This is a genomic window from Pseudomonas sp. NPDC078416, from assembly GCF_050268485.1.
In the GTDB taxonomy this organism is placed as follows: Bacteria; Pseudomonadota; Gammaproteobacteria; order Pseudomonadales; family Pseudomonadaceae; genus Aquipseudomonas.
In genome coordinates this window covers 45,979-57,841 of the sequence record NZ_JBNNGV010000013.1, presented here as the reverse complement: position 1 = coordinate 57,841, position 11,863 = coordinate 45,979, and the positions used below count along the sequence as shown (strand labels likewise).

The window sequence follows — 11,863 nt, the reverse complement described above, 5'->3', positions numbered from 1 at the left end:
GACGGAAGTGAATATGTCATTGCGCCATCACTTTGGCAATAGAGTGTAACTACCGCCCGACTAGCGGTAATGCACTCAGGTTATTGGATCCAACCTATTCGGATCTATCAATTGATCGATCTGGTCTATGAAACACTCATTTGTATGGATTATGAATAAATTAGAGATGTTTCTGAATTATTCAGGCCCTGCGCCTATCTGATGCTGATAAGCCTGCCACTATTACGACAGTACGGCCCCTCCAGACGAGTGTGCCCGCTGCCGAGGCCAGAGACCTGATCGCCACAATGTCGCAACGTCACACTTACAGCTGCCGAGACTTTTATGAGATCACGCAAGAAAACCGTCAACCCGATCGGGTTGCAAGACATCACTATTGTCGACGATGCCAAGATGCGGAAGGCCATCACGGCCGCTGCCCTGGGCAACGCAATGGAATGGTTCGACTTCGGCGTCTACGGCTTCGTGGCCTACGCACTGGGCAAGATCTTCTTCCCCGGCGCCGACCCCAGCGTGCAGATGATTGCGGCCCTCGCGACCTTTTCCGTGCCCTTCCTGATTCGCCCCATCGGCGGCGTGTTCTTCGGCGCCATCGGCGACAAGTACGGGCGACAGAAAGTCCTCGCCGCCACCATCGTCATCATGTCCCTCAGCACCTTTGCCATCGGGCTGATTCCCTCGTATGAATCGATCGGCATCTGGGCGCCGATCCTTCTGCTGCTGGCGAAAATGGCTCAGGGTTTTTCGGTTGGTGGCGAATACACCGGCGCGTCAATCTTCGTGGCTGAATACGCGCCTGACCGCAAACGCGGGTTCCTCGGCAGCTGGCTGGACTTCGGCTCGATCGCCGGGTTCGTGCTCGGTGCCGGCGTCGTGGTGCTCATCTCGTCGGTGGTCGGCGAGGAGAAGTTCCTCGAATGGGGCTGGCGCCTGCCGTTCTTCCTCGCCCTGCCCCTGGGCATGATCGGCCTGTACCTGCGTAACGCGCTGGAGGAAACCCCGGCATTCCAGCAGCACGTTGAAAAACTCGAACAAGGCGACCGCGAAGGCCTGGCCCACGGCCCGAAAGTCTCGTTCAAGGAAGTCGCCACCAAACACTGGCGCAGCCTGCTGACCTGCATCGGTGTGGTTGCGGCGACCAACGTCACGTATTACATGCTGCTGACGTACATGCCGAGTTACCTCTCGCACAACCTGCATTACAGCGAGAACCGCGGCGTACTGATCATCGTGGCCATCATGGTCGGCATGCTGTTCGTGCAGCCGCTGATTGGTTTCCTCAGCGACAAGATCGGCCGTCGCCCCTTCATCATCGCCGGCAGCATCGCCTTGCTGGTGCTGTCGATTCCGGCGTTCAAACTGATCAACAGCGGCCAGCTCGGCTTGATCTTCGCCGGCTTGCTGATGATCGCGGTGATCCTCAACTTCTTCATCGGTGTCATGGCCTCGACCCTGCCGGCGATGTTTCCCACCCACATCCGTTACAGCGCGCTGGCCAGTGCCTTTAACGTGTCGGTGTTGATCGCCGGCCTGACCCCGACCGTGGTCGCCTGGCTGGTGGAAACCACTCAGGACCTGTACATGCCGGCGTACTACCTGATGGTCGTCGCTGTGGTGGGCCTGATCACCGGCCTGACCATGAAGGAAACCGCCAATAAGCCTCTGCGGGGCGCTGCGCCGGCGGCATCGGACCTCAACGAAGCCCGTGAGCTGCTGCAGGAGCATCACGACAACATTGAGCAGAAGATCGAAGACATCGACACGCAGATTGCCGAGTTGCAAGCCAAACGCGAGACATTGGTTCAGCAGCACCCGCGTATAGATTGACAGCCACTTATCCAAACAGATGGCCGCGACAGTATCCCCTGCCGTTCGCGGCCATTTCGGCAAATTTGTCGGAACCGCTGCGTCCCTCTCCCGGTCAGGTCTTGCATGAGCATTCGCCCGCTTCTGTGCAGGCACTGACAGGCGGACAGAGAACTGAAAGGCAGCCTTCCCCATGACCGACATCCTTGATCACTTGCCCCCCGTACTGCGACCGCAAAGCGAAATGATCCTGGCCGACATACGCGCCTCTCGCTCGACCATCGATGTGGTCAAGAACGGCGCTCAGGCCAATGGGTTCGTGCTTGGTCTGCGTTGCTGCGGCGGGATTGACGCGCAGCAGGCCGAGCAGCTTTCCGAGTTCTACGACGGCGTCGTGGCGTCGCGGTTGAAGCGGCTGACACTCGGGTTGTCCTGAGCCGACGTTGTGCAGCTTGCCTGAGCGCCGGGCGCACCCCTTTTTACTTTTTAGCCATTGTCAGCGGATGACAGGTTGACCAACGGAGCCACACCATGCGATCCAATACTTCCTTTCTTTTCGACCTCGACGGCACCTTGACCGACAGCGTTTATCAGAACGTCACGGCGTGGAAAGAAGCCCTCGATTCGGAGAACATTCCGCTGGCGATGTGGCGGATCCACCGCAAGATCGGTATGAGCGGCGGCCTGATGCTGAAGATGCTGTCCCGGGAAACCGGGATGCAGATCAGTGAGGCGCAGGCCGAGCGTTTGAGTAAACGGCACGCCGAGGCGTATGAGAGAACCCAGGATCAGATCATCGCCTTGCCGGGCGCTGTTGATTTGCTGAAGACACTGGATGACGAGGGCTTTCCCTGGTGCATCGCGACGAGTGGGGAGATGTCGACGGCGAAGATTAATTTGAGGGCGTTGGGGCTGGACCCGAAGAAGATCAATTTGATTACGCGGGATGATGTGAAGAACGGCAAGCCGGACCCGGATTTGTTTGTGACGGCTGCGAAGAAGATTGACGCGAGGATCGAGGATTGTCTGGTGGTCGGTGATGCGATCTGGGACATGTTGGCGGCGCGGCGGTGCAAGGCGACGGGCATCGGGCTGTTGTCCGGAGGGTATGACGTGAGCGAGTTGGAGCGCGCGGGTGCGTTGCGGGTGTATGAGGATCCGCTGGCGTTGCTTAATCATCTGGATGAGGTCGCAACGCGGGATTAGAAGCTTAAAAGCGTCTGCCTGGGGGCAGACTGTTTCGCCTTCGGCGAGTTACTTGATAAAGCCCCAAGTAACCAAGGGCTTATGCTCCTGGTTGGGCCCCTCCTGCGTCGGGGTTCCTTCACTCCGGCCCCGCTCCGTGGGCCCGCGCCGAACGGACATCCATGTCCTGACGGCGCTCTCGCCGCATCCATGCGGCTCGGCCCAATGCGCGAGACCTGCGTTCAGCCTGCACCCAAGTCGCGATTGGTGTCGCCTGGACTTCCTGCGTACGAAGATCAAAGGCAGATCACAAGCGGATCACAGTCGGATCAGCTGCTTCCCGGCTGAAGCCGGTGCCACTGACTGAATGCGTTCCTCTGTAGGAGCCGGCTTGCTGGCGAACGCGGTGGGTCAGCACTAATGAAATCGACTGACCCGACGCATTCGCCAGCAAGCCGGCTCCTACGGCCTGGCGGCCAGAATCAAACACAGATCAACCGCTGACCAGACGCAGGTAATTGATCGTTGCTCCGGCTCCAGACTGCACGCTTAGTGGGACCGGCTTCAGCCGGGAAGAGGCCAGTATGCGCCACTAATCTTGGCCGTTGAAATCGGCTCCAGACCCCACGCGTTGATCGTTCCCACGCTCCGCGTGGGAATGAATCCTCCGACGCTCCGCGTCGCCCCTCCCAGCTACGCCGGTCAGGTGTTACTCACCCGCCTTATAAACCGGGTAGTCGATATAACCCTCTTCGGTCCCGCCATATAAGGTGGCCGGGTTGACCGGGTTGAGGGGCCAGCCGTTGGCGATGCGGGCCGGCAGGTCGGGGTTGGCGATGAAGGGGCGGCCGAAGGCGATGAGGTCGGCGAGGCCGGCGTCGATCAGGCGGTTGCCGCGCTCGGCGGTGTAGCGTCCGGCGTACATGATGCGGCCACTGAAGGCCTCGCGAATGGCTTTGCGAAAGGTTTCCGGCAGCTCAGGGGCGTTGTCCCAGTCGGCTTCGGCGATGGACACGTAGGCGACGCCGGCGTTTTCCAGGACCTTGATGGCTTCGACGTAGGTGTGGTGCGGGTCGCTTTCCACCAGGCCGATGTAGACGCGTTCTTCGTCGGTGCTGGCGAACAGTGGTGCGAAGCGCACGCCAAGGCGGTCAGCGCCTATTGCCTCTGAAACCGCAGTGACGATCTCGCTCAGGAAACGCAGGCGGTTTTCCAGGGAGCCGCCGTATTCGTCGTCGCGGTGATTGGCGTGTTCGGAGATGAACTGGTTCACCAGATAACCATTTGCCGAATGAATTTCCACGCCGTCAAAACCCGCGTCGATCGCGTTTTTCGCCGCCTGGGCATACAGCTTCACCAGCTCGCGGATTTCTTCGACCCTCAAGGCGCGAGGCGTTGGCGGCACCACCAGTTGCCCGGCGCCGGGCGTGGTTTCGATGAACGCCTTGGCGTTGGCCACCGGGATCGCCGAAGGCGCAACCGGTGCTTCGCCGTTGGGCTGCAGCGCGTGGTGAGACACACGGCCGACGTGCCAAAGCTGGGCAAAGATCACGCCCTCTTGCGCATGCACCGCGTCAGTCACTTTGCGCCACCCTTCGACCTGCTCAGCGGTGTAGATGCCCGGTGTCCACGCATAACCCTGGCCCCGCGGCTCGATCTGGGTGCCTTCAGTAATCATGAAACCGGCGGACGCGCGCTGCTGGTAATAAGTAGCCATCAGGTCCGAAGGGATATTGCCGGGCTGCAGGCTTCTCTGGCGGGTCAACGGAGGGAAAGCAATGCGGTTTTTCAGCACGTGCCGGCCAAGGTTGACGTGGGTGAGCAAGGGTTGCGTAGCCATGGGGTATTACTCCGTTCAAGTCGTTGAAAGTGTTGGCTAGATCGAACCGCGTAGACCAGTCGTCTAGTGGATGGCCGGGAGTCTAAAGGCCGGCTGCAGACCCGGCAATGTCAGATCCGCAATGATTCCGGACATCGCCCCCGGACATCGCCACTTGCAGAATCTTGCGCTTTTGAGCCCGCCTGCCCTCGCGAGCCGTTGCACTGGGCAATCGCGCGCTTATGATTCCACGCATCCAACTTGAGCCACTGATACCGCAATAACGCGGTTCCCGGTCGCCAACCCGCACGTCCAACAGGCACCCCCATGAACATCATTCGCAGCAAAGACTTCACCGGTGACCGCCCGTGGGCCGCGTTGGACATTGCCAACATGAACGGCATTACCACGCGACTGCACTGGACGGACCAGCCGTACAAATGGCACGTCAATGACGGTCAGGAGGTGTTTGTGGTGCTGGACGGTCAGGTGGAAATGCGCTTCAGGCAAAACGGCGTCGAGCAGAACACCGTGCTGCACACCGGGGACATTTTCTACGCCTCCATCGGCACAGCCCACGTCGCCCATCCGCTGGGTGAAGCGCGGATTCTGGTGATCGAGAGCGAGGGCAGCGTTTGAGAGAGAGCAGCCTGACGATTTAACTCTGTGGGAGCCGGCTTGCTGGCGAATGCAGCCGTCCAGGCGCTGCGAGAGTGACTGACACACCGCGTTCGCCAGCGAGCCGGCTTCTACGGGTTTCGCGCTTGCCGGACGGCATCGTCGGCCTTCGGTTCACCCTGTGTGGGGACCCTGACAGACATCAGGGTGCCCGTTTCTGCCAAAGCGCCCTCATCGCCGTTCCAGGGCGGACACGCTGCGTATACTCAAGCGCGACGAAGCACAGGACTTCGAACCGCCGGGGGCTACGATGCTGGACGAACATCAATCTCCTCTCTATAGCCGCTTCCCGCAGCCGGTGGAACAACACTGGCCCGACACGATTCGGCACCCTTCTCTGCACCCTCTTGCGCAGCCGACACCGCGTTTCGCTCCCCCCTGCCATCAGGACGCCGCGCAGAGCGATTACGCCCAAAGCCTTCATGCCCGGAAGATGGCCGAGTTCAGCGCTTCCATTGCCCATGAAATCTGCCAGCCTCTGCTGGGCATCGCCGCCAACGCCGCCGCAAGCCTGCGCTGGCTGCAGCGCGACGTACCGGATGTCGAAGAAGCCATCGCCGGCCTGAAGGACATCCGTGCCGGCTGCGAACGCGCCGCCAACATCGTCAAAGCCCTCGGCGCGCTGGCCCGTCAGGCGCCTTTGCAGCTGCAGATCCTGAAGATTGACGACGTCATTCGCGAAGCCATTCGCCTCACCCAGCCTGCGCTCACTGCACAGCAGGTAAGAGTCGAAACCGGTTTATTCGTTGATCAATCGATCGTCGCTGACCCCGTGCAGTTGCAGCAGCTGCTGGTCAACCTCATCACCAATGCCGTAGAAGCCATGGCCGGCTCTGGCCGCGACGCCGCTGTCCTGCGCATCAACTCGTTTACCCTCAACGACGGCGTCGAAGTGTGCATCGAGGACAACGGCCCGGGCATTCCGGCAGGCCGGCGCGAGCAGATCTTCGGCGCGTTTTACACCACCAAGAACAGCGGCCTCGGCGTCGGGCTGGCGATCTGTCGCGCGGTGGTCGACGCACACCACGGGCGTATCTGGGCACAGGCTTCGGCCAGCGGCGGCGCACGCATCTGTTTTCAGCTGCCGACCTGCTGTTACTGAAAAGCTGCCGTCAGGCTCGCCATCCCCCAATGACGCCTCATCAAGCCCGTTCGATCAACCGCGCCGACCACGCCGCACACCTCCATTGCGTCCAAACGCCAATCATTCACATTCATTCGCGCAATCCCCTAGAATGCCGCCTGGATTCAGGCTCGTGCCCCCTGCCCTGGCAATGGCGGCAATGAATAGGCGATCGAGGCATGCGCGACATTCCAAGGCAAAAAACAGTGGCGATGGTGCTGTTCAACGACGTGCTCATGCTCGACGTGACCGGTCCCATGGACGTCTTTTCGATTTCCAATCGACTGCTGGCGCCGGAAAAACAGTACCGACTGATCACCGTGGCCGAACCGCCGCTGCTCATCCGCAGCTCCTGCGGGCTCAAGGTTCAGGCGGACCTGGCGCTGGACGATCTGCCGGCCGACATCGACCTGCTGCTGGTCCCCGGCGGACCGGGGGCCTACGGCGTCAGCCGTCCTCAACTCACCGCCTGGCTACCCTCAGCAGCCCAGGGCGCCCGCCGTTTCGGGGCGATCTGCACCGGCGCGTTTCTGCTGGGGGACGCCGGCCTGCTCGACGGTTATCGCTGCACCACCCACTGGAATTACGTCGAGCGCCTGGCCCGGCGCTTCCCCGCTTCCCGCGTCGAAACCGAGCAGATCTACGTTGTCGACCGCAACCTGATCACCTCCGGTGGTATCACCGCCGGGATCGACATGGCCCTGGCCATCGTCGCCGAAGACCACGGCAAGGAAATCGCCCTGGAAGTGGCCAAAGTGCTGCTGGTGGTGATGAAGCGTCAGGGCGGACAAACGCCCTATGGCCCGCTGCTGGCGGCGGTGCCCCGGGATGACAGCGCGATTGCCCGGGTGCAGGCCTACGTCGTCGACCACATCGATGAGGCGTACACCGTGCAGCGCATGGCCGACCTCGCCGCGATGAGTCCGCGCAATTTCGCCCGGGCGTTCCAGCGCGAAGTCAGCCTGACGCCCATGCAATTTCTGCTCAACGCGCGCATCGATCATTCGCGCAAACTGCTCGAAGGCAGCGACCTGCCGCTCAAGGTCGTGGCCAGTCGCTGCGGCTTCGGCAGCGCACGGCACATGCGCAAGGCATTCAATGAACGCATCGGCGTGACACCCGGCCAATACCGGCAACAGTTCGGTGGCGACTGAACGAGTGCGCACGTTGGTCATCTGATCTTCAAGGCGAGCGTTACGCCGCACCCTCGCAACAAACTCGCCAACACGCTCGCAGACACGCACACTGAACTGCCTGGCTGACACACACCGTTCACTCGCTGGAAGGACTTGCCCATGACTACCCACACCGAAACTGCGCTGCTTGCCGGAGGCTGCTTCTGGGGCATGCAGGACTTGCTGCGCCGCTACCCCGGCGTCGTGTCGACCCGCGTCGGCTACTCGGGCGGCGACGTTGACAACGCCACCTATCGCAACCACGGCACCCACGCCGAAGCCATCGAAATCGTTTTCGATCCCGAGAAGATCAGCTACCGCGACATTCTCGAATTCTTCTTCCAGATTCACGACCCGTCGACCCCGAACCGTCAGGGCAATGACAAGGGCGTGAGCTATCGCTCAGCGATTTTCTACCTCAACGAGCAGCAGAAAGCCGTGGCGCTGGACACCGTGGCCGATGTCGACGCCTCGGGCCTGTGGCCGGGCAAGGTCGTCACCGAAATCGCGCCGGCCGGTCCGTTCTGGGAAGCCGAACCCGAGCATCAGGATTACCTGGAGCGTATCCCGAATGGCTACACCTGCCATTTCGTTCGCGCTGGCTGGAAACTGCCGCACCGCGACACCTCGAAAACCGCCTGATAGACACGGATATTCCCCGGGACCGCCTTGCCAGAGCGGTCCAAGGGGGATACGGTTGCCGTCGCACGGCGCGTATCGATCGGGCCCAAGTGCATAAACTAATAACTAAAAGATATTTATCTAATCTTTTTTAGACTCTTATGATTCGCGGCTTCCGCTCTCCTGCCCCCACTGACGCCACGAGTCCGCCATGCCCTTCCCTCTTACAATCGCTGGAAAATCCCTGTCGTTGTCTGCCGTACTCGGCTCCGCGCTCCTGCTGAGTGCCGTGTTTTCGTTCTCTGCCGTTGCCGGCCTGCTGGAAAAGGGCCGCAGTCAGGGCCTGACCGCCGGCATCGCCAACGAGCAACCCTACGCGTACGTGGGCACCGACGGGAAAATCGTCGGGGCCAACGTCGAGATCCTCAGGGCCATTCTCGAACCGCTGGGCATCAGCAAGGTTGAACTGCCGATCACCGAGTTCGGCTCGCTGGTGCCGGGTCTTGCGGCAGGCCGTTTCGATCTGATCGGTGCCGGCCTGTTCATCAACCCGGCGCGCTGCAAAGTGATCGGCTATTCCAACCCGGTCACCCGTTCCGGTGGCGCGTTTCTGGTCAAGGCCGGCAACCCGCTGAAGCTGCACAGCCTCAAGGACGTCGCGGCCAACGGCAAGGCGCGCCTGGCAACCCAGCCCGGCAGCAATCAGGTGCAGGAAGCCAAGGACAGCGGCATCAGCAATGGCAACGTCGTGCTCTTCGACAAGGACACCGAAGCCCTCGCCGCGCTGCAGGCCGATCGCGTCGACGTGGTGTACTTCCCCGATGCCGAGATCATCGGCCTGCTGAAAAAAGCCGACGGCACGCCGGTTGAACGGGCCCTGCCGTTCGAGCAGATCCCGGACGCCGACGGCAAACCGACCTGGAATTACCACGCCTACGGCCTGCCGAAAAACGATCCGGCGTTCACCCAGGCGTTCAACGAGCAACTGGCAAAACTGCGCGCGTCCGGCGACCTGCTGAAGATCCTGCAGAAGTACGGCTACACCGAAAACGAACTGCCACCCGCAGACGTCACCGCCGAGCAACGCTGCAGCCGCTGATACTGATCAATTGTGGGACCGGCTTTAGCCGGGAAGGCGTCGGTGGGCACACCGCAAAACCGAGGGCGCAAGCACGGGCCTCTTCCCGGCTGAAGCCGGTCCCACTGTGGGATCACATGCATTCAGTGGGACCAGCTTTAGCCGGGAAGGCGTCGGTAGGCACACCGCAAAGTTGATTTTTCGCCCCGCAACATGACGGCCCCAGCCCATACGAGTACGGCCCATGCTTTTTGATGCTTCTACCCTGGACACCGCGCGCTTCATCGCCCGCCAACTGGCCAACGGCGCACTGGTCACCCTGGAAATCACTTTCTTCGCCCAAGTCGTCGTGGTGGTGATGTCGTTTGTCATCGCGCTGATGCGTTTGTCGCCGTGGCGTGTGCTGCGCTGGGTCGCGACGGTCTACGTCGAAATCCTGCGCGGCATCTCCGCCCTGGTGCTACTGTTCTACCTGTTCTTCATCCTGCCGCTGTTCGGCATCACCCTGGCGCCGATGACCACCGGGATTCTCGGCCTGGGCCTGACCTTCTCCGCCTACGGTTCGGAAATCGTCCGTTCGGCCCTGAGCAATGTCGCCCATGGCCAGCGGGACGCGATCAAGGCCCTGGACTTCGACGCGATCACAGCGTTTCGCCGGATCATCCTGCCCCAGGCGTTGCCCTTCATGCTGCCGCCGATGGGCAATCAACTGGTCGAACTGCTGAAGACCACCTCGCTGGTGTCGCTCATCACCCTCAGCGACCTGACCTTTTCCGGCGGTCAACTGATCACCACCCTGGGCCAGCAGACGCTGATCTGGAGCATTGTGCTGGTGTGTTACTTCGTCATGGCCTGGCCGCTCAGCTGGCTGGTCAAGCGCTATGAGCGACGGGTCACCCACTGGCGTCGCGGGGTCGCACCATGAACTTCGATTACGCCTTCGCCTGGTCCATCGTCCCCGATCTGTTTCAGGGACTGCTGGTGACGCTGCAAGTGGTGATCCTCGGCTTCCTGCTGGCGGTGCTGCTCGGTCTGCTGCTGGCCATCTCTCAACGCTCGACAAACCCGCTGGTGCAACGACTCAGCGCCGGTTACCTGAGCTTCTTTCGCCACACGCCGCTGATGGTTCAGCTGTACGTGCTGTTCTTCGCCCTGCCCCTGGCCGGCCTGACCCTGCCGGCGATTTCCACCGGGGTGATCGGGCTTGGCCTGTATTACGCGGCCTACATTGCCGAAGCCTTTCGCGGTGCCATTGAAGGCGTGCCGGCCGGTCAATGGGAAGCGGCCAGGGCCCTGGATTTCGACGGCGCCACCACGTGGCGACGGATCGTCCTGCCCCAGGCCCTCAAGCCGATGCTGCCGGTGCTCGGCAATTACCTGATCGGCATGTTCAAGGAAACGCCGCTGCTGGCGGTAATCACCATTCCCGAGCTGTTCCAGGCCGCCAAACAGATTGCCGGCATGACATACCGCTACAACGAGCCCTACACGGTGATGGCGCTGATGTTTCTGGCGATCAGCGTGCCGACCTCCCTGTTGTTCAAATATTTCGAGAGGCGCAGCCATGTCTGATCTCGCACACGCTCTGCCCGGCGCTTCGCCGCAGATCATCCTCAAGCAAGTGGTGAAAAACTTCGGCGCAACCCGGGTCATCGATCACCTGGACCTGAGCATTCCCGCCGGCCAGAAAGTCGCCCTGATCGGCCCCAGCGGTTCGGGCAAATCCACGGTGCTGCGGCTGATCAAGGGCCTTGAGGCCTATCAGCACGGCAGCATCGAGGTGGCCGGCGCGCCGGTGCCCGCCAAGTCGGGCAACTGGCACTGGCCGGGCGCGAAAAAACCGCCGGTGGTGCACCGGGTGGGCATGGTGTTTCAGCAGTTCAACCTGTTCCCCCACCTGACCGTGCAGCAGAACGTCACGGAAGCGCCGCTTCAGGTGCTCAGGCTGAGCCGCGAAGAGGCCCTGGAGCGCGCCCATCAATACCTCGGGCTGGTCGGGTTGAGCCACAAGGCCGATGCCTATCCGGCGCAGCTGTCCGGCGGCCAGCAACAGCGCGTGGCGATCGCCCGGGCGCTGGCCATGCGGCCCCAGGTGATGCTGTTCGACGAGGTCACCTCCGCGCTGGACCCCGAGCTGGTCGGCGAAGTGCTGGCGGTGATCCGCGCCATCGCCCACGAGCAGCAGATGACCATGCTGCTGGTGACCCACGAAATGAAGTTCGCCCAGGACATCGCCGACCGCGTGCTGTTCATGGAGGCCGGGCGCATCGTCGCCGATGGCTCCCCGACCGAGGTACTGGTCGACCCGGATAACGAGCGCACGCGACGTTTCCTCAATCTGGTGGAGCAACGTTGATCCGGTCTGGACCCCGTTGGCG

The 11,863-nt window shown here is 61.7% G+C and carries 12 protein-coding genes; 11 read left to right on the top strand and 1 reads right to left on the bottom strand.

Annotated elements, in window-relative coordinates; all coding sequences use genetic code 11:
* Positions 1 to 324: 324 nt before the first annotated feature.
* The 3 genes from proP (at position 325) to ACQKEN_RS13935 (ending at position 3,012) form a co-directional block, all read left to right on the top strand.
* A complete protein-coding gene (gene proP / locus ACQKEN_RS13945) occupies positions 325 to 1,827 on the top strand; it encodes a glycine betaine/L-proline transporter ProP (protein ID WP_427686269.1) in 1,503 nt (500 codons plus the stop codon).
* A 172-nt stretch (positions 1,828 to 1,999) separates the two neighbouring features.
* Positions 2,000 to 2,242 carry a hypothetical protein gene (locus ACQKEN_RS13940; RefSeq protein ID WP_427686267.1) on the top strand — a complete coding sequence of 81 codons (243 nt, stop codon included), beginning with the start codon at positions 2,000 to 2,002 and terminating at the stop codon, positions 2,240 to 2,242.
* 95 nt (positions 2,243 to 2,337) lie between these two features.
* Positions 2,338 to 3,012: an HAD family hydrolase gene (locus tag ACQKEN_RS13935; RefSeq protein ID WP_427686266.1), complete on the top strand. Its 675-nt coding sequence runs from the start codon at positions 2,338 to 2,340 to the stop codon at positions 3,010 to 3,012.
* A gap of 688 nt (positions 3,013 to 3,700) precedes the next feature.
* On the opposite strand, the gene ACQKEN_RS13930 is transcribed toward ACQKEN_RS13935, so the two are convergent.
* Complete coding sequence (locus ACQKEN_RS13930; protein WP_427686264.1) at positions 3,701 to 4,831, bottom strand: alkene reductase; 1,131 nt, start codon at positions 4,829 to 4,831, stop codon at positions 3,701 to 3,703.
* A 306-nt stretch (positions 4,832 to 5,137) separates the two neighbouring features.
* Between ACQKEN_RS13930 and ACQKEN_RS13925 the strand changes: the two genes are divergently transcribed.
* From ACQKEN_RS13925 to ACQKEN_RS13890, 8 genes are all read left to right on the top strand, one after another.
* Positions 5,138 to 5,449 (top strand): cupin domain-containing protein, encoded by a 312-nt coding sequence (locus ACQKEN_RS13925; protein ID WP_427686262.1) that lies wholly within the window; start codon positions 5,138 to 5,140, stop codon positions 5,447 to 5,449.
* 289 nt (positions 5,450 to 5,738) lie between these two features.
* Entirely contained in the window at positions 5,739 to 6,590 is an 852-nt protein-coding gene (locus ACQKEN_RS13920; RefSeq protein WP_427686260.1) for a sensor histidine kinase, read from the top strand.
* Between the two features lie 200 nt (positions 6,591 to 6,790).
* Positions 6,791 to 7,765, top strand: a complete 975-nt coding sequence (locus tag ACQKEN_RS13915) for a GlxA family transcriptional regulator (protein WP_427686258.1) — start codon at positions 6,791 to 6,793, stop codon at positions 7,763 to 7,765.
* 141 nt (positions 7,766 to 7,906) lie between these two features.
* Positions 7,907 to 8,428, top strand: a complete 522-nt coding sequence (msrA, locus tag ACQKEN_RS13910; protein WP_427686256.1) for a peptide-methionine (S)-S-oxide reductase MsrA — start codon at positions 7,907 to 7,909, stop codon at positions 8,426 to 8,428.
* A gap of 190 nt (positions 8,429 to 8,618) precedes the next feature.
* Positions 8,619 to 9,506 carry an ectoine/hydroxyectoine ABC transporter substrate-binding protein EhuB gene (gene ehuB / locus ACQKEN_RS13905; RefSeq protein ID WP_427686253.1) on the top strand — a complete coding sequence of 296 codons (888 nt, stop codon included), beginning with the start codon at positions 8,619 to 8,621 and terminating at the stop codon, positions 9,504 to 9,506.
* A gap of 223 nt (positions 9,507 to 9,729) precedes the next feature.
* Complete coding sequence (gene ehuC / locus ACQKEN_RS13900) at positions 9,730 to 10,410, top strand: ectoine/hydroxyectoine ABC transporter permease subunit EhuC (RefSeq protein ID WP_427686251.1); 681 nt, start codon at positions 9,730 to 9,732, stop codon at positions 10,408 to 10,410.
* Positions 10,407 to 11,057, top strand: coding sequence for an ectoine/hydroxyectoine ABC transporter permease subunit EhuD (gene ehuD, locus ACQKEN_RS13895; protein ID WP_427686249.1), 651 nt, complete (start codon positions 10,407 to 10,409; stop codon positions 11,055 to 11,057). The genes ehuC and ehuD overlap by 4 nt, the downstream gene beginning before the upstream one ends.
* On the top strand, positions 11,050 to 11,841 hold the full coding sequence (locus tag ACQKEN_RS13890) for an amino acid ABC transporter ATP-binding protein (RefSeq protein ID WP_427686247.1): 792 nt from the start codon (positions 11,050 to 11,052) through the stop codon (positions 11,839 to 11,841). Before ehuD ends, ACQKEN_RS13890 begins: the two co-directional genes overlap by 8 nt.
* Positions 11,842 to 11,863: the final 22 nt, after the last annotated feature.

Excerpts from the sequence above, each read along its gene's own strand:
- ehuB (WP_427686253.1), top strand. The coding sequence starts at position 8,619 with ATGCCCTTCCCTCTTACAATCGCTGGAAAATCCCTGTCGTTGTCTGCC.
- ACQKEN_RS13935 (WP_427686266.1), top strand. The coding sequence starts at position 2,338 with ATGCGATCCAATACTTCCTTTCTTTTCGACCTCGACGGCACCTTGACC.
- msrA (WP_427686256.1), top strand. The coding sequence starts at position 7,907 with ATGACTACCCACACCGAAACTGCGCTGCTTGCCGGAGGCTGCTTCTGG.
- ACQKEN_RS13940 (WP_427686267.1), top strand. The coding sequence starts at position 2,000 with ATGACCGACATCCTTGATCACTTGCCCCCCGTACTGCGACCGCAAAGC.
- ACQKEN_RS13930 (WP_427686264.1), bottom strand. The coding sequence starts at position 4,831 with ATGGCTACGCAACCCTTGCTCACCCACGTCAACCTTGGCCGGCACGTG.
- ehuC (WP_427686251.1), top strand. The coding sequence starts at position 9,730 with ATGCTTTTTGATGCTTCTACCCTGGACACCGCGCGCTTCATCGCCCGC.
- ACQKEN_RS13915 (WP_427686258.1), top strand. The coding sequence starts at position 6,791 with ATGCGCGACATTCCAAGGCAAAAAACAGTGGCGATGGTGCTGTTCAAC.
- ACQKEN_RS13925 (WP_427686262.1), top strand. The coding sequence starts at position 5,138 with ATGAACATCATTCGCAGCAAAGACTTCACCGGTGACCGCCCGTGGGCC.
- ACQKEN_RS13890 (WP_427686247.1), top strand. The coding sequence starts at position 11,050 with ATGTCTGATCTCGCACACGCTCTGCCCGGCGCTTCGCCGCAGATCATC.
- ACQKEN_RS13920 (WP_427686260.1), top strand. The coding sequence starts at position 5,739 with ATGCTGGACGAACATCAATCTCCTCTCTATAGCCGCTTCCCGCAGCCG.
- ehuD (WP_427686249.1), top strand. The coding sequence starts at position 10,407 with ATGAACTTCGATTACGCCTTCGCCTGGTCCATCGTCCCCGATCTGTTT.
- proP (WP_427686269.1), top strand. The coding sequence starts at position 325 with ATGAGATCACGCAAGAAAACCGTCAACCCGATCGGGTTGCAAGACATC.